Genomic DNA, 14,161 nt, shown 5'->3' on the forward strand with positions numbered 1-14,161 from the left:
CTGGAGATGCCTCGCCATGGCCAACAGCAAACCGGAAATCGTTATCAACTATTGCACACAGTGCCAGTGGCTGCTGCGCGCCGCCTGGTTGGCCCAGGAGCTGCTCACTACGTTTTCCGACGACCTGGGGCGGGTGGCGTTGGAGCCGGGTACCGGTGGGGTGTTCCGGATCACCTGCGATGGCGTGCAGATCTGGGAGCGCAAGGCCGATGGTGGCTTCCCCGAGGCCAAGGTGCTCAAGCAGCGGGTCAGGGATCAGATCGACCCGCAGCGTGACCTGGGCCACAACGATCGTTGATCAAGTGCTTTCGGCCAGTGGCCGCTGCCTTGCCGGCTGTTGCGCAGCGAGGCGGCTGGACAGCACGATGGCGAAGATGATCAGTGCGCCGCCTAGCAACATGCGGGGTGTGGGTGTTTCGGCGAAGATCGCCCAGGCCACGGCGATGCCATAGACCGGCTCCATGCCGAACACCACGGCAGCGGTGCGCGCCTTGATCACTGCCAGGCTTGCGACGAACAGGCTGTGGGCGACGCCTGTGCAGAAGATGCCGAGCAGGGCGATCCATAGCCAGTCCATCGGTGCCACGGCAGCCAGGCCTGGCAGTGCCACCGGTAGCAGGCACAGGGTGACCACCAGGTTTTGCCACAAGGCCGCCTGGACCGCTGGCAAGCGCCCCGAGCCGGCCCGATTGGTCAGTGACAGCAGCGAGAACAGCAAGCCCGACAGCAAAGCCCAAAGCAGGCCCCCGGTGGCCTCGCTGGCAAGGTCGAACGATGGGGTGACCAGCACCAGTCCGATACTCACTAAAAGCACCAGTAGCGTTTCGTTGCGGCGGATACGTTCGTGAAACAGCAGGCCTTCGAGTATCACGGTGAACGCCGGGAAGCTGGCGAAGCCCAGTGTCGCGATGGCCACGCCCCCGACCTTGACCGCGATGAAGAAGCTTACCCAGTGGCCAGCCAGCAAAACGCCGCCGAGCAGCAGGCGGCGGATGTCCTGGCCTTTGAGCGAGTACCAGCCCTGGCGGGCAAGGCTGGCGAACAGGGCGAGGGCGAGCACGGCAAAGGCGGCGCGACCGAACACGATGATCGCCGGGCTGGCGCTGGCAGCGAGCTTGCCGAATACGCCAGTCAGACCGAAGAACAGCGCGCCAATGTGTAGGGCGCCGAGGGCGGTGCGGTGGTTCATGATGGTCCTTGAGCAATTGAAAAGTCAGCCCCGGCCCTATCGCTGGCGAGCGGGGTCCTACTGGTGACGTGCAGTCCTTGTAGGCATTGGAACAGGTTCAGTGTAAGACGCCAGACTCTCGCTAGTCTGTCGCGACCCTCGCGTCATTTGTCGCCAGGCTCTCGCCGCAAGGCCAGGGGCGTGCACCCGAACATCCGCAGCACGGCTGCCGAAAACGCGCTTTGCGAGCCGTAGCCAACCCGCGCCGCGATTTCGCCCACCGCGAGCGAACTCTGCTTGAGTAATTGCCGCGCCATGAGCAACCGGCGCTGGCGAATGTAGTCCATCGGTGTCATGCCGCATTCGGCGATGAAGCGTGCGTGCAGCCGGGCGCTGGACAGCCCGGCCAGGCGCGCCAAGTCGGCGACCTGCAGCGGATAGGCCGCGTGCTGCTCGATGTGCGCGTCGAAGGCCGCATAAGGTAGTCGGTGGCTGGGTGCGATGGCCGCTGCCGCCGTGGGGTTGAGGCTGGCCAACAGCAGCACCGCGCCCTGCCGGGCAATGAGCGGATCGTCTACCGGGCTGTTGGCCAGCCAGTCCACCAGTTGCTGCTGGCGGGCATCGAGGTTCCGCGCGCCGGGATTGTCCAGCAGGCGCCGGCTGGCATCGGCGTGTTCACCGAGCTGCTCGTGCAACCAATGATCCCCGGGTACATCCAGCACCAGGCAATGGCTGCCGGCATCGCTGCCGCAGGCATGGTGGGCACCGGCAGGTACCACCATCAGGCCTTGGCGGTCGATTCGCGCGCCATGCCCCTGGACCTCGAAATCAAGACGGCCGCGCAGGCCGAACACCAATTGTGGGTGCTCGTGGCTATGGGCGATCAGGTCGTGCCGGTAATGGCGCAGGGAAAGAATGCGGCCGACGGTCATGGGCGGTCCTCGCGGGGCAGGGTTTCATTGTGCCTGATTCACGTCGCACCATCACTCGTCATGCCGTTGCCACCAACCTGTCATCTGCGCCTGCCAGTCTCCAGCAAACAGCGCCGGAGCCAGCCCCATGACCCCTGTCGAACTCTCTCGCCCGTCGCGTAAACAGCGCGTTCGCACGTTGTGGATCTCCGATGTCCACCTGGGCACCCGGGACTGCCAGGCCGAGCACTTGTCGCAGTTTCTCAAGGGCTACCAGGCTGACAAGGTCTATCTGGTCGGCGACATCATCGATGGCTGGAAGCTGCGTGCAGGCATCTATTGGCCGCAAGCGCACACCAACGTCATTCGCCGGCTGCTGACCATGAGCAAGCGCGGTACCGAAGTGGTCTACGTGACCGGCAACCACGACGAATTTCTGCGCCGCTACTCCAAACTGTTGCTGGGCAATATCCAGCTGGTGGACGAGGCTGAGCACCTGACGGCGGATGGTCGGCGACTGCTGGTGATTCATGGCGATCAGTTCGATGTCATCACGCGTTACCACCGTTGGCTGGCTTTCCTGGGTGACCGCGCGTACGAAACCACCCTGGTGCTCAACCGCTGGCTCAATCACTGGCGGGCGCGATACGGCTATGGTTACTGGTCGCTGTCGGCGTACCTCAAGCACAAGGTCAAGGGGGCGGTGAACTTCATCAGCGATTTCGAGGATGCGATCGCCCACGAATGCACGCGGCGCGGTTTTCACGGGGTAGTGTGCGGGCATATCCACCATGCCGAGATCCGCAAGGTGGGAGAGGTGGAGTACCTCAACTGTGGGGACTGGGTCGAGTCGTGTACAGCGCTGATCGAGCACTGGGACGGCAGCATTACGCTGTATCGGCTGGCCGAGGCGCAGCAGAACGCCCGCATGGCGGTGTCGCGCGAGCCAGCGTGAGTGGCAGCCGATCGCCGACGAGCCGGCTCCAGCAGGTGCGTCGGGGTATGGCCTGGAGTTCTAGAAGGTGATCCGGCCTAGAAGGATGTCGCGGAACATCACGAAGTCGCCGATCAGGCTGTAGAAGGGGTGGCTGAAGGTCGCCGGCCGATTGTGCTCGAAGAAGAAATGCCCGATCCAGGCAAAGCCGTAGCCCGCCACGGGTACCGCAAACAACAGCAACCATTTGCCGCTGCCGATGGTATACGCCAGCAAGGCGATCACCAGGCTGGTGCCGACAAAGTGCAGGCGCCGGCAGGTGGGGTTGCTGTGCTCGCCCAGGTAGTAGGGGTAGAACTCGGCAAAACTGCGAAACTGCGCTGTGCTGGTCATGGCTATGCTTCCAGGATTAACACTTCTTGACAGGATACACGGCGTGGAGCCTGAATCGAGTCTAGAGTGATTGGCGGGGCCGGCCAGTGACAATAGGCGCCATTTGAGTATCCTTGGAGTTCACCGCACGAAGCGGTCAGCATAAGAAGCCTGTCATGAGTGAACGAACCACGTCAGCCAGCTGGGCATCAGGGATTGTGAAGGCACTTGAGCTGGAAGGGCTCGATTGTCAGGCCATGTTCAAGCAGCTCGGACTGGATTTTGCCGCCCTGGACGACCCTGACGCACGCTTTCCTCAAGATTCCATGACCCGACTCTGGCAGCTGGCCGTGGAGCTGTCCGGCAATGAAGCCATTGGCCTGAACATGGCGCGGGTCGTGCGCCCGGCTTCATTTCACGTGGTGGGCTATGCGCTGATGTCCAGTCGCACCCTGGCCGAGGGCTTCCAGCGACTGGTGCGTTACCAGCGAATCATCGCCGAGAGTTCCGACTTGAGCTTCGTCCTCGGGCCCGAGGGCTATTCACTGATTCTTACCGTACACGGTGACCACCTGCCTCCGACCCGGCACAGCGCCGAAGCGTCGCTGGCGTGCGCCCTGGCGCTGTGCAAGTGGCTCAGCGGGCGGCCAATCCAGCCGCGACGGGTATTGATCCAGGGGCCGCAGCCAAAAGATGTCGAGCCGTACAAGGTGGCGTTCCATTCACCGCTGGTGTTCGGCGCGCCCCATGATGCGCTGGTGTTCGAACGCGCCGACATGGAAGCGCCCCTGCCGACAGCCAATGAAGCGATGGCGGTGCTGCATGATCGCTTCGCCGGCGAATACCTCGCGCGCTTCTCGGAGAGCCGGGTGACGCACCGTGTGCGCCAGGTGCTATGCCGCATCCTGCCGCAGGGGGAACCCAAGCGTGAAACCCTTGCCCAGGCCCTGCACCTGTCGCAGCGCACCTTGCAGCGGCGGCTGCAGGAGGAGGGCACCAGTTTCCAGACCTTGCTTGACGACACTCGCCGCGAGCTGGCCGAACAGTACTTGGCACAGCCGGGCATGACGTTGTTGGAAACTGCCTATCTGCTGGGCTTTGCCGACCCCAGCAACTTTTACCGGGCATTTCGCCGTTGGTTCGACACCACGCCGAGCGAGTATCGCGCCCGGCTAGGAGCGGAAGGCGAACCTTTCAGTGACGCCAGAACGCCGGCATACACAACACCAGCACCGTAATGATTTCCAGGCGCCCCAGCAGCATGCCGCCGGCCAGGATCCACTTGGCTGCATCCGGCAGCGAGGCATAGTTGCCGGACGGGCCGATCACCTCGCCCAGGCCAGGCCCCACGCCGGATACGGTGCCCGCTGCACCGGTCAGTGCGGTCATCCAGTCCACTCCCAGCAGCGACAGCAACAGGGCCATGACGCAGATGGTGATGGCGAAGAAGAACGAGAACGTCAGGATCGAGCGCACGATTTCTTCGTCAAGGCGGTGGCCGTTGTACTTCTGCTTGATCACCGCACGCGGGTGGATCAACTGATTGAGGTTGGCCTTGAGCAGGATGTAGGCAACCTGGAAGCGGAAGATCTTGATGCCGCCGGCCGTCGAACCGGAGCAGCCGCCGACGAAGCCCAGGTAGAAGAACAGCATCAGCGAGAAATTACCCCACAGGCTGTAGTCGCCCAAGGCAAAGCCGGTGGTGGTAACCACCGAGGTCACGTTCAGCGCCACATGGCGCAGGGCATCCAGCCAGTGCAGGTTGGTGGTGGCCCAGTACCAGGTGCCCAGCACCAGCCAGGTGACCAGCAGCATTCCCAGCAGTCCTTGGACTTGCTGGTCGCGGATCAACGCTTTGCGGTTGCCGCGCAGGGTAGCGACGTAGAGGGTGAAGGGCAGACTGCCGAGGATCATCACCACCACCGCCACCCAGTGCACGGCCGGAATATCCCACTTGGCCAGGGACTGGTCAGAGGTCGAGAACCCGCCGGTGGAGATGGCCGACATGGCATGGTTGATCGCGTCGAACGGGCTCATGCCGGCCCACCAGAATGCCAGGCCGCCCAGCACCGAGAAGCCGACGTACACCATGACGATCGACTTGGCCACCATGTGCGAACGCGGCATTACCTTTTCGGAGCGGTCCGAAGACTCGGTCTGGAACAGGCGCATGCCCCCGATGCGCAGCAGCGGCAGGATCGCCACTGCCATGGCGATGAAGCCGATGCCGCCGAGCCAGTGCAGCATTGAGCGCCACATCAGGATGCCCGGCGACATCGTGTCCAGGCCGCTGAGGACCGTGGCGCCAGTGGCGGTGATGCCGGACATGCTTTCGAAGAAGGCGTCCGTGTAGCTGATGTGCTGGGTCAGCAGGAAGGGCAGGGCTGCAAATACGCACACCACCAGCCAACTGCTGACCGTCAGCAGGTACATGTCGCGCGGGCGCAGGTGCACATGCTCAGGGCGGCCTTGGATGACCATGGCCAGGCCGGCGATGAAGGTAATCAGGCTCGACCACAGGAATGACGGCAGGTCGCCTGTGCGATCGAAAATCACCAGGGTCGCCATGGGGACGACCATGCTGACCGCCAGGGTGATGAGGAAGATGCCGATGATGAAACCAATGATCCTTAAGGTCGGCAACGCCATGTGATCTGCTCTGACTCTGAACGGAAGGGCGCCATTCTACCTATGGGTCTGGTGATGTAAACGCTAGAATGGCCGCACATTTAACTGCCAGGAGGGTAGCCGATGGAGGCTCTCGACGCATTGCTCAACCGTGTTTCCGTGCCACGCCTGACTGATCCGGCGCCCAACGCCGCCCAGCGCGAGGCACTGTTCCAGGCCGCGCTGCGCGCCCCGGACCACGGCCAGCTGCGCCCATGGCGCTTCCTGACCATCGAAGGTCAAGGCCGGGACAAGCTGGGCGAACTGTTCGCCGAAGCCTTGCAAATCAAAGGTGACGCCAGCCAGGCGGCCTTGGACAAGGCTCGCGCCATGCCGCTGCGCGCGCCGCTGCTGATCGTGGTCATCGCCAAGCTGCAGGACCATTTCAAGGTGCCCAAGTCCGAGCAGCGGCTGGCGGCCGGATGCGCGGCCCATGGCATCCTGATTGCCGCTCATGCCCAGGGAATCGGTGCGGTGTGGCGCACCGGTGACATGGCCTTCGATGCCCACGTGCACAAAGGGCTGGGGTTGGCCGAGAACGAAGAGTTGGTCGGCTACCTGTATGTCGGTACCCCGATGACCGAGCCGCGTACCGCGCCGGTGCTGGAAACGGCCGACTTCGTCAGTGCCTGGGGTGAGTGAAGTCGGCCTGGCTGGCCCTGTGCAGTGAGACTTCCGGCCTCTTCGCGGGGTTACCCACGACGAGGCCGGGACAACCAGCCCCGACTCAGTTGCCGTTCACCTCGGCCACCGGCAGCTCCAACCGGGCCACGAAGCCCCCCAGTGGATGATTGGCCAACACCAGCGTCCCCCCGTGGCGCTCCGCTGCCTTGCGCGCAATGGCCAGCCCCAGGCCATGCCCCGCTGCACTCTGTCCTGGCGCCCTGAAGAATGGCTCACCCAGCTGTGCCAGATGCTCCTGTGCCACCCCAGGCCCGTGGTCGCGCACAGTCAGCACGATACGGTCCTGCTCACGCTCGGCATGAATCTCGATCGGTTGCCCCACTGGATTGAAACGCAAGGCATTGCGCAGCAGGTTGTCCAGCGCTCGTTCGATCAGCGTCGGCCAGCCTTGCAGTGTCAGGCCTGGCTGGGCTTCGAGCTTGACCTCCTGCTCCGGTGCGCTGAGCTGGGCATCCTTGCGCACGCTGCCAAGCAATGCATTCAGGTCGACCGGCTCGGCATGCGCCTGCTCGGCATCGACGCGGGCCAGGGCAAGGATCTCGCTGATCAGGTCTTCCAGACGGTCGCATTCGCGGGTCAGACGTGGCCACAACGTTTCGCGTTGCTCGGGTTCGGCACGTTCGGCCAGGGCCAGGGCAATGCGCAGGCGTGCCAGAGGCGAGCGCAGTTCGTGGGACACATCGCGCAGCAACTGGCGCTGGCTGCCGATCAGGCTTTGCAGGCGGGCGCCCATCTTGTTGAAGTCGTTGGCCAGCACACCGAATTCGTCGCGGCGGGCCGCCAGCCGCGCCAGGCTGTTCTGCTGATAGCTGGTCTGCCCCAGGTCATGCACCGCACCGCGCAATCGGCTCAATGGGCGGGTGATGGACAGGGTCACCAGCAGGCTGAACAAGGTCAGGACCACGAGGGCGATGCCCAGTGCGCTGAGCGGCCAGAGCAGGCTCTCGCGGTGCCAAGCGTCCAGCTCCGGGTGTGGAATCCGGTAGATCAGCAGATAGGTTTCGCCGCTCTGGGGGCTGGTGTACTCCTCGGTGAGCCGTCGCCAGGGCAGGCGGCGGTCGTCGTTGTGCTGGCGAGCCTCGAAGGCCGCCGCACGGCGGGGGAAAGTGCCGGGCACTACCGCCTCGCCGCTGTCATTGAGCACTTGTACGTCGATCTTGAAGCGCTGCTTGCGCCGCTCCAGAAAGCGCTGCGCCGATTCCATGCCTTCTTGCTCGTAGTGCTGGGCCCAGTGGCTGGCCAAGGTGTTCAGGCCTGGGTGGCGGCTGAGAATCCAGGCGTCTTGGTTGAGCATATGGCCCAGCAGGATCGACAGCCCGGCGACCAGTGTGATGGCCAGCCAGAAACTGGCCAGGATGCGCCAGAACAGTGAACGCAAGTGCACCTCCTACAAGCGGGAAAAGCCCGGCCCGCATGAGAGCGGGCCGGGCATCGGTGGGACAGCTTACTGGGCCTTGGCGTCTTTTTCAGCTTTCCAGGCCTGGAACTCCTGCCACTCAGCCTGCTTCGCGGCGCGCTCTTTCTTCAACTCGTCGAACTGCTTCTGCTGTTCTGGCTTGAGCAGGGCGCGGATCTGGCTATCGGTCTTGTCGTGGCTGGCCTTGATTTCATCCTTCATGGCTTTTTGATCGGCGGCTGGCAGCTTGTTCAGGTAGCGCTCGGTGATGTCGCGACGTTGCTTCATCTGCTCGCCCATCAGCTTGCCGATCTGCTGGCGTTGGTCGCGGCTCAGGTCCAGTTGGGCGAAAGGCGCGTCACCGCGATGATGCGGGCCGTCGTGGCGCGGGCCGCCTTCAGGCATGGCCATGGCTACGGTCGGCAGGGCGGCGGCGAACATCAGGGCGATAAGGGTCTTGCGCATGGTGTTTCTCCTTTCAGGGGCCGGTGGTTACCGGATGAGCCCAGTCTAGGGAGATCAAGGTCAAGCGCAGTCAGTGGAGGGTAAAGACTCGGTAAAGAGGGGCGGCCGTGCTTTGTGCGAGCGGGGCGTTGCAATTGGGGCCGCAAAGCGGCCCCGGCGTGCTTACAGACTGTAGTAGTAGCCCCGGCTGCGCAGCGCCACGATCCGCGGACGGCCGTCGGGGTGCGGGCCGATCTTCTTGCGTAGGTTGCTGACATGCATGTCCAGGCTGCGGTCATACAGGGTCAGCTTGCGACCCAAACCGATCTGCGCGAGGTCCTGCTTGTCCAGCGGTTCGCCGGGTTGGCGCAGCAGTGCTTCGAGGATGCGGCTTTCGGAGAGGGTCAGGGTCATTTCGCGTTCGTCGATGCTGACCACGCCACGCGCCGGGCTGAAGGTCAGGTCGCCAATTTCCACCTGGGTGGTGGTGGCCGTCGGGTGGCTGCGGCGCAGCACTGCCCGCAGGCGCGCCGTGAGTTCACGCGGGTCGCAGGGTTTGGCCAGGTAGTCGTCGGCACCCAGTTCGAGGCCGAGGATGCGGTCCAGCGGCTCGCCACGGGCCGAAAGCATCAACACCGGCAGTTCAGCGTGGTCGCTGCGCAATTGCTTGAGCAGTTCCAGGCCACTGCCATCGGGCAGCATCACGTCGAGCACCACCGCTGCCGGCGAATGCTCTGCCAGCGCCTGACGCGCGCTCTGGCCATCGTGGCAGGCGCGGACAGAGAACCCTTCCTGGGTCAGCCAGCTGCCGAGCAGCTCGCAGAGTTCCTGGTCATCATCAATCAGTAACAGCTCGCTCATGACTCACTCAATTCAACCATTGACGGCGTCTTCTATGTCCGCCACTGGCAAAGATACCGCAGACTGCCGACAAGAGTGCAACGGCTGAACCAATCAGAAACCATTGTTGCTGGTCGGTAAGCAGGCGGGGCTGGGGACTGGCCTGCAATTCCCGGATCGCCATCTTCAGCCGCTGGTTGTCCTGGCGCAGGCGCGCCAGCTGGGCGCTTTCCCGTTCGCTGTCGGCGTCCTGCAGTTGCTGGGCAAGGATGGCACGTTGCTTTTCGCTGTCGTCCAGGCGCTGCTGAAGCTCGGTAATGCGCGCACCGGCCTCCAGTGACAACGGTTGCTCGGCGTAGGCGAAGCAGGGGACTAACAACAGGCAAAACAGCAGGGCGATCTGACCTTGGCGCATGGGAACTCCTGATTCCTATCGATTCTGGAGGTTGTCGGCCGTTGGTCGGAATTGCTTAGCGTTCGCGCCAGCCCGTTCGCGGGTGAACTCGCTCTCATGGGCCACTTGCACGCTTCAGGGCCTGTGCAGTGCCTGTAAGAGCGGGTTCACCTGCGAAAAAGGCGACGCTGTTTAGATCAGGGCAACACTTGCTTGAACGGCTTGACGATGACCTTTTCGTACACGCCGGCGGCGATGTACGGGTCAGCGTCGGCCCAGGCCTGGGCATCGGCCAGGGAGTTGAACTCGGCGACGATCAGGCTGCCGCTGAAGCCAGCCTCACCTGGATCATTGCTGTCGATGGCCGGGTGCGGGCCGGCCAGTACCACGCGGCCTTCGGCCTTCAGTTGCTGCAGGCGATCGATGTGCGCCGGGCGTGCGGCCAGGCGTTTTTCCAGGGAGTTCGCGACGTCGCTGGCGATGATGGCGTAGAGCATGTCATTCCTTGGTCTTGGAGGTGGAAGGTTCGTCGTGCAGGTGGCGGGACAGGTAGACACCCTGTGCCACCAGGAAAATCACGGTCATGCCGAGGCTGCCGAACACCTTGAAGTCGACCCAGAAGTCCTGGAAGGTGAAGGCGACGAACAGGTTGGCGGCACCACAGAACAGGAAAAAACCGATCCAAGCGATGTTCAGGCGGTTCCAGATGGCATCGGGCAGGCTCAGGGCATGGCCCATGATGCGCTTGATCAGAACCCGGTCACCGATGAAATGGCTGCCGGCGAAGCCCAGGGCGAACAGCCAGTTGACCACGGGTGCCTTCCACTTGAGGAATGTCTCGCTGTGGAAGGTGAGGGTCAGGCCGCCGAACACCAGGCAGGCGATCAAGGTCAGCCACTGACCTTTTTCGAGCTTGCGCTGGCGCAGGAACAGGGCGCCGTACACCACCAGCGAACTGAGGATCAGCATCGCCGTGGCGCTGTAGATACCGCCGAATTCGAAGTTGTGACCGGCCACTTCCATGGGGCGCGGGTCGAGCTTGTAGACGATGAAGAACAGCAGCAGCGGGATGAAATCGATGAATTGTTTCACAATGGCAGCCAGAATCGGGATGTGACGGCATAATAACAAACATCGATTCCAGCGAAAGCGCTCCTCCATGAATGTTGATCTGCACTGTCACAGCACGGCCTCCGATGGCGCCCTGTCGCCGTCGACCCTGGTCGCCCGGGCCTTCGATCACGGGGTGCAAGCACTGGCGCTGACCGACCACGACACCATCGAAGGCCTGCCGGAGGCCCGGCAGGCCTGCCATGCACGAGGGATGCGCTGGATCAGCGGGGTGGAGCTTTCCTGCACCTGGGGTGGTGCGACCATCCATGTACTGGGCTATGACTTCCCGCTCGATGCGCCGCCGCTGCTGGCGGCCATCGAAGCTTTGCACCGGGGGCGCTGGCTGCGCGCCGAGGAAATCGACAAGCGGTTGGCGGCCAAGGGCATGCCCGGCGCACTCGACGGTGCGCGGGCGGTGCAGCAAGAACTGGGTGACAGCGGCAACGCTCCCGCGCGCCCGCACTTTGCCGAGTTCCTGGTGCGTGCGGGCCACGTCAAGGACCGCGGCGAAGCGTTTCGCAAGTGGCTTGGCGCCGGCAAGCTGGGCGACGTCAAGCTGCATTGGCCGACGCTTGAGGAAACCGTCGCGACCCTGCGCCAGTCCAATGCCTGGGTGAGCCTGGCTCATCCCATGCATTACGATCTGACCCGCAGCAAGCGCAGAAGGCTGATAGCAGACTATATTCAGGCAGGCGGGCAGGCACTTGAGGTGGTCAATGGGATGATGCCGGCCGAGCAAGTGGGCACGATGTCCATCCTTACCCGAGAGTTCGGCTTGCTGGCGAGCGCCGGCAGTGATTTCCACGGCCCTGGCACCTGGGGCGAGATCGGTGCCTACCGGCCATTGCCCGAGGACCTGCCACCTCTGTGGCGCCGATTCAGCCATGAACAGCCTTTGGCGGTATGAACAGGACGACTACGTGAGCCAATTTTTCCAGATTCATCCGGAGAATCCGCAGCCGCGGCTGATCCGCCAGGCGGTTGAGATCATCCGCAAGGGTGGCGTGGTGGTCTATCCGACCGACTCGGCCTATGCCCTGGGTTGCCAGATTGGCGACAAGAGCGCGGTGGAGCGGGTGCGACGCCTGCGTGGCCTGGACAAGAGCCATAACTTCACCCTGATGTGCTGCGATATGTCCCAGCTCGGTCTTTACGCCAAGGTCGACACCGGTACTTTCCGCCTGCTCAAGGCCCATGTGCCCGGCCCCTACACGTTCATACTCAATGGCACCCGCGAGGTGCCACGTCTGCTGCTGCACGAAAAGCGTCGCACCATCGGCCTGCGGGTACCGGATCACGCGATCACCCTGGCCCTGCTTGCCGAGCTGGGCGAGCCACTGATGAGCGTGAGCCTGATCCTGCCAGGTGACACCGAGCCGATGACCGACCCGTACGAGATTCGCCAGCGACTGGAGCACCATGTCGACCTGGTCATCGATGGCGGTTTTGGCGACCTCAAGGCTTCCACCATCATCGATCTGTCCGGCGAGTCGCCTGAGCTGATACGCGAAGGCTGTGGCGACCCAGCGCCGTTCATGGTCCACGCGTGAGCCAAGTAGACGCACCGCAGGCACAGGTCAGCGAAGTCGCGTTGCCCCAGCAATTGCAGCTGGCGCTGGTCTATGGTGAAGCACTTACAGAGATGCCGGTGGACCTCTATATCCCGCCGGATGCGCTGGAAGTCATCCTCGAAGCCTTTGAAGGCCCGCTGGACTTGCTCCTGTACCTGATCCGCAAGCAGAACATCGACATCCTCGACATCCCGGTAGCCGAGATCACCCGTCAGTACATGGGTTATGTCGAACTGATGAAGAGCGTGCGCCTCGAGCTGGCCGCCGAGTACCTGGTGATGGCCGCAGTGCTGGCCGAGATCAAGTCGCGCATGCTGTTGCCGCGCTCGTCGGAGGTCGAGGAAGAAGAGGGCGACCCGCGCGCCGAACTGATTCGCCGTCTTCAGGAGTACGAGCGCTTCAAGGCCGCTGCCGAAGGCATCGACGAGCTGCCGCGGGTTGGCCGCGATATCGTCGTGCCGCGCCTGGACGCCCCCCAGGCCAAGGTGCGCAAGCTGTTGCCCCAGGTCAGCCTGGAGGAGCTTCTGGTGTCCATGGCCGAGGTCATGCGCCGCAACGACCTGTTCGAAAGTCACCAGATCACCCGCGAGGCCCTGTCTACCCGCGAACGCATGAGCGAGGTGCTGGAGCGCCTCAAGGACGGTGGCTTCGTGCCATTTGTCGAATTGTTCGGCGCCGAGGAGGGCAAGCTGGGTGTGGTGGTGACGTTCATGGCGATTCTGGAGCTGGTCAAGGAATCGCTGATCGAACTGGTGCAGAATGAGCCTTTCGCCCCGATCCATGTCCGAATGCGGGCCGAAACTGTCGAAGAATCCGATGAATCTGAATGACCCACGCGACTTGGCGTCGCTGATCGAGGCGTTTTTGCTGGCCTCGGGCAAGCCACAATCCCTGGAACGCTTGTATGAACTGTTCGAAGAGGCCGAGCGCCCCGAACCCAAGGTGTTCAAGAAGGCCCTGGAGGTGCTGGGCAAGTCCTGCGCTGGCCGTGCATTCGAACTCATGGAGGTGGCCAGCGGCTACCGCCTGCAGATTCGCGAGGACTTCGCGCCCTGGGTAGGGCGGCTGTGGGAAGAGCGCCCGCAACGTTATTCCCGTGCGTTGCTGGAAACCCTGGCATTGATCGCTTACCGCCAGCCCATCACCCGTGGCGAGATCGAGGATGTGCGGGGTGTGGCGGTGAACAGCAATATCATCAAGACCTTGATGGAGCGGGAGTGGATACGCGTGGTCGGCTACCGTGAGGTGCCCGGTCGACCAGCGATGTTCGCCACCACCAAGGGATTTCTCGATCACTTCAATCTCAAGAGCCTCGAAGAGCTGCCGGCGTTGGCGGAGTTGCGCGAGATGGAGCCTGCACCCTTTCTGGACCCCGACGATGCGCCAGTGCCAGCGCATTTGCAGGCGTTGGCCGATGCCAGCCTGGGTGAGGAAGCGGTTGTCGAGCCGAAGGAAGAGACCAGTTTCCGCAGCTTGTTGGTGGAACTCGATGCCATGGAGGAGGGGTTGAAGACTGACTTCGAGGATTTGCGTGAGGAAGAGGGCAAGCTCGAACCCTGAAGTCGTCTGCGCTGACGCCACCGCTGGCAAGCCTCGGGTCCCGTGTCGTTGCCGACTTGCCGGCAATCAGGCAGCTTCGGTCAGCGCATAAGCCATTGGGCAGAAAA

Annotated in this window: 18 protein-coding genes; 8 read left to right on the top strand and 10 right to left on the bottom strand. The window is 63.2% G+C overall.

Annotation, left to right across the window (positions count from 1 at the left end):
* The first annotated feature begins 16 nt into the window (after nucleotides 1-16).
* Nucleotides 17-298 (top strand): SelT/SelW/SelH family protein, encoded by a 282-nt coding sequence (locus tag C4Q26_RS19225; protein WP_023381629.1) that lies wholly within the window; start codon nucleotides 17-19, stop codon nucleotides 296-298.
* Here the strand turns inward: C4Q26_RS19225 and C4Q26_RS19230 are convergent, their stop codons facing one another.
* On the bottom strand, nucleotides 299-1,189 hold the full coding sequence (locus C4Q26_RS19230; protein WP_023381628.1) for a DMT family transporter: 891 nt from the start codon (nucleotides 1,187-1,189) through the stop codon (nucleotides 299-301).
* Between the two features lie 143 nt (nucleotides 1,190-1,332).
* Nucleotides 1,333-2,100 carry an AraC family transcriptional regulator gene (locus C4Q26_RS19235; protein ID WP_027908214.1) on the bottom strand — a complete coding sequence of 256 codons (768 nt, stop codon included), beginning with the start codon at nucleotides 2,098-2,100 and terminating at the stop codon, nucleotides 1,333-1,335.
* 127 nt (nucleotides 2,101-2,227) lie between these two features.
* Here C4Q26_RS19235 and C4Q26_RS19240 point away from each other — a divergent pair, with 127 nt between their 5' ends.
* Nucleotides 2,228-3,034, top strand: coding sequence for a UDP-2,3-diacylglucosamine diphosphatase (locus C4Q26_RS19240; RefSeq protein ID WP_023381626.1), 807 nt, complete (start codon nucleotides 2,228-2,230; stop codon nucleotides 3,032-3,034).
* A 60-nt stretch (nucleotides 3,035-3,094) separates the two neighbouring features.
* On the opposite strand, the gene C4Q26_RS19245 is transcribed toward C4Q26_RS19240, so the two are convergent.
* Nucleotides 3,095-3,406, bottom strand: a complete 312-nt coding sequence (locus C4Q26_RS19245; RefSeq protein WP_104883407.1) for a DUF962 domain-containing protein — start codon at nucleotides 3,404-3,406, stop codon at nucleotides 3,095-3,097.
* 155 nt (nucleotides 3,407-3,561) lie between these two features.
* Between C4Q26_RS19245 and C4Q26_RS19250 the strand changes: the two genes are divergently transcribed.
* Nucleotides 3,562-4,623 carry an AraC family transcriptional regulator gene (locus C4Q26_RS19250; protein ID WP_023381624.1) on the top strand — a complete coding sequence of 354 codons (1,062 nt, stop codon included), beginning with the start codon at nucleotides 3,562-3,564 and terminating at the stop codon, nucleotides 4,621-4,623.
* Here the strand turns inward: C4Q26_RS19250 and C4Q26_RS19255 are convergent.
* Nucleotides 4,580-6,034, bottom strand: coding sequence for a TrkH family potassium uptake protein (locus C4Q26_RS19255; protein WP_023381623.1), 1,455 nt, complete (start codon nucleotides 6,032-6,034; stop codon nucleotides 4,580-4,582). The two genes, C4Q26_RS19250 and C4Q26_RS19255, sit on opposite strands and share 44 nt — an antisense overlap.
* A 102-nt stretch (nucleotides 6,035-6,136) precedes the next feature.
* On the opposite strand from C4Q26_RS19255, the gene C4Q26_RS19260 reads away from it, so the two are divergent.
* The gene (locus tag C4Q26_RS19260) at nucleotides 6,137-6,694 is read left to right on the top strand and encodes an NAD(P)H nitroreductase (protein ID WP_023381622.1); all 558 of its coding nucleotides are present in this window, start codon (nucleotides 6,137-6,139) and stop codon (nucleotides 6,692-6,694) included.
* An 85-nt stretch (nucleotides 6,695-6,779) separates the two neighbouring features.
* Here the strand turns inward: C4Q26_RS19260 and C4Q26_RS19265 are convergent, their stop codons facing one another.
* From C4Q26_RS19265 to C4Q26_RS19290, 6 genes are all read right to left on the bottom strand, one after another.
* Nucleotides 6,780-8,120 (bottom strand): HAMP domain-containing sensor histidine kinase, encoded by a 1,341-nt coding sequence (locus C4Q26_RS19265; protein ID WP_027908215.1) that lies wholly within the window; start codon nucleotides 8,118-8,120, stop codon nucleotides 6,780-6,782.
* 60 nt (nucleotides 8,121-8,180) lie between these two features.
* A complete protein-coding gene (locus C4Q26_RS19270; protein WP_023381620.1) occupies nucleotides 8,181-8,597 on the bottom strand; it encodes a Spy/CpxP family protein refolding chaperone in 417 nt (138 codons plus the stop codon).
* Nucleotides 8,598-8,759: 162 nt separating this feature from the next.
* Nucleotides 8,760-9,437 (bottom strand): response regulator transcription factor, encoded by a 678-nt coding sequence (locus tag C4Q26_RS19275; protein ID WP_023381619.1) that lies wholly within the window; start codon nucleotides 9,435-9,437, stop codon nucleotides 8,760-8,762.
* A gap of 7 nt (nucleotides 9,438-9,444) precedes the next feature.
* Nucleotides 9,445-9,831 carry a hypothetical protein gene (locus C4Q26_RS19280; protein WP_023381618.1) on the bottom strand — a complete coding sequence of 129 codons (387 nt, stop codon included), beginning with the start codon at nucleotides 9,829-9,831 and terminating at the stop codon, nucleotides 9,445-9,447.
* 176 nt (nucleotides 9,832-10,007) lie between these two features.
* Nucleotides 10,008-10,307: a YciI family protein gene (locus C4Q26_RS19285; RefSeq protein ID WP_104883408.1), complete on the bottom strand. Its 300-nt coding sequence runs from the start codon at nucleotides 10,305-10,307 to the stop codon at nucleotides 10,008-10,010.
* Between the two features lies 1 nt (nucleotide 10,308).
* Nucleotides 10,309-10,902 carry a septation protein A gene (locus C4Q26_RS19290; RefSeq protein WP_023381616.1) on the bottom strand — a complete coding sequence of 198 codons (594 nt, stop codon included), beginning with the start codon at nucleotides 10,900-10,902 and terminating at the stop codon, nucleotides 10,309-10,311.
* A 67-nt stretch (nucleotides 10,903-10,969) separates the two neighbouring features.
* Here C4Q26_RS19290 and C4Q26_RS19295 point away from each other — a divergent pair, with 67 nt between their 5' ends.
* The 4 genes from C4Q26_RS19295 (at nucleotide 10,970) to scpB (ending at nucleotide 14,054) form a co-directional block, all read left to right on the top strand.
* Entirely contained in the window at nucleotides 10,970-11,830 is an 861-nt protein-coding gene (locus tag C4Q26_RS19295; RefSeq protein WP_023381615.1) for a PHP domain-containing protein, read from the top strand.
* Nucleotides 11,831-11,843: 13 nt separating this feature from the next.
* Entirely contained in the window at nucleotides 11,844-12,473 is a 630-nt protein-coding gene (locus C4Q26_RS19300; protein ID WP_023381614.1) for an L-threonylcarbamoyladenylate synthase, read from the top strand.
* Nucleotides 12,474-12,598: 125 nt separating this feature from the next.
* Nucleotides 12,599-13,324 carry a ScpA family protein gene (locus tag C4Q26_RS19305; protein ID WP_162144471.1) on the top strand — a complete coding sequence of 242 codons (726 nt, stop codon included), beginning with the start codon at nucleotides 12,599-12,601 and terminating at the stop codon, nucleotides 13,322-13,324.
* Nucleotides 13,311-14,054: an SMC-Scp complex subunit ScpB gene (gene scpB / locus C4Q26_RS19310; RefSeq protein ID WP_023381612.1), complete on the top strand. Its 744-nt coding sequence runs from the start codon at nucleotides 13,311-13,313 to the stop codon at nucleotides 14,052-14,054. The genes C4Q26_RS19305 and scpB overlap by 14 nt, the downstream gene beginning before the upstream one ends.
* The last annotated feature ends 107 nt before the right edge of the window (nucleotides 14,055-14,161 follow it).

This window comes from Pseudomonas sp. SWI44, assembly GCF_002947915.1.
Classification (GTDB): Bacteria; Pseudomonadota; Gammaproteobacteria; order Pseudomonadales; family Pseudomonadaceae; genus Aquipseudomonas; species Aquipseudomonas taiwanensis.

Coding starts and splice junctions, on each gene's coding strand:
- C4Q26_RS19225 (WP_023381629.1), top strand. CDS start 17: ATGGCCAACAGCAAACCGGAAATCGTTATCAACTATTGCACACAGTGC.
- C4Q26_RS19230 (WP_023381628.1), bottom strand. CDS start 1,189: ATGAACCACCGCACCGCCCTCGGCGCCCTACACATTGGCGCGCTGTTC.
- C4Q26_RS19235 (WP_027908214.1), bottom strand. CDS start 2,100: ATGACCGTCGGCCGCATTCTTTCCCTGCGCCATTACCGGCACGACCTG.
- C4Q26_RS19240 (WP_023381626.1), top strand. CDS start 2,228: ATGACCCCTGTCGAACTCTCTCGCCCGTCGCGTAAACAGCGCGTTCGC.
- C4Q26_RS19245 (WP_104883407.1), bottom strand. CDS start 3,406: ATGACCAGCACAGCGCAGTTTCGCAGTTTTGCCGAGTTCTACCCCTAC.
- C4Q26_RS19250 (WP_023381624.1), top strand. CDS start 3,562: ATGAGTGAACGAACCACGTCAGCCAGCTGGGCATCAGGGATTGTGAAG.
- C4Q26_RS19255 (WP_023381623.1), bottom strand. CDS start 6,034: ATGGCGTTGCCGACCTTAAGGATCATTGGTTTCATCATCGGCATCTTC.
- C4Q26_RS19260 (WP_023381622.1), top strand. CDS start 6,137: ATGGAGGCTCTCGACGCATTGCTCAACCGTGTTTCCGTGCCACGCCTG.
- C4Q26_RS19270 (WP_023381620.1), bottom strand. CDS start 8,597: ATGCGCAAGACCCTTATCGCCCTGATGTTCGCCGCCGCCCTGCCGACC.
- C4Q26_RS19275 (WP_023381619.1), bottom strand. CDS start 9,437: ATGAGCGAGCTGTTACTGATTGATGATGACCAGGAACTCTGCGAGCTG.
- C4Q26_RS19280 (WP_023381618.1), bottom strand. CDS start 9,831: ATGCGCCAAGGTCAGATCGCCCTGCTGTTTTGCCTGTTGTTAGTCCCC.
- C4Q26_RS19285 (WP_104883408.1), bottom strand. CDS start 10,307: ATGCTCTACGCCATCATCGCCAGCGACGTCGCGAACTCCCTGGAAAAA.
- C4Q26_RS19295 (WP_023381615.1), top strand. CDS start 10,970: ATGAATGTTGATCTGCACTGTCACAGCACGGCCTCCGATGGCGCCCTG.
- scpB (WP_023381612.1), top strand. CDS start 13,311: ATGAATCTGAATGACCCACGCGACTTGGCGTCGCTGATCGAGGCGTTT.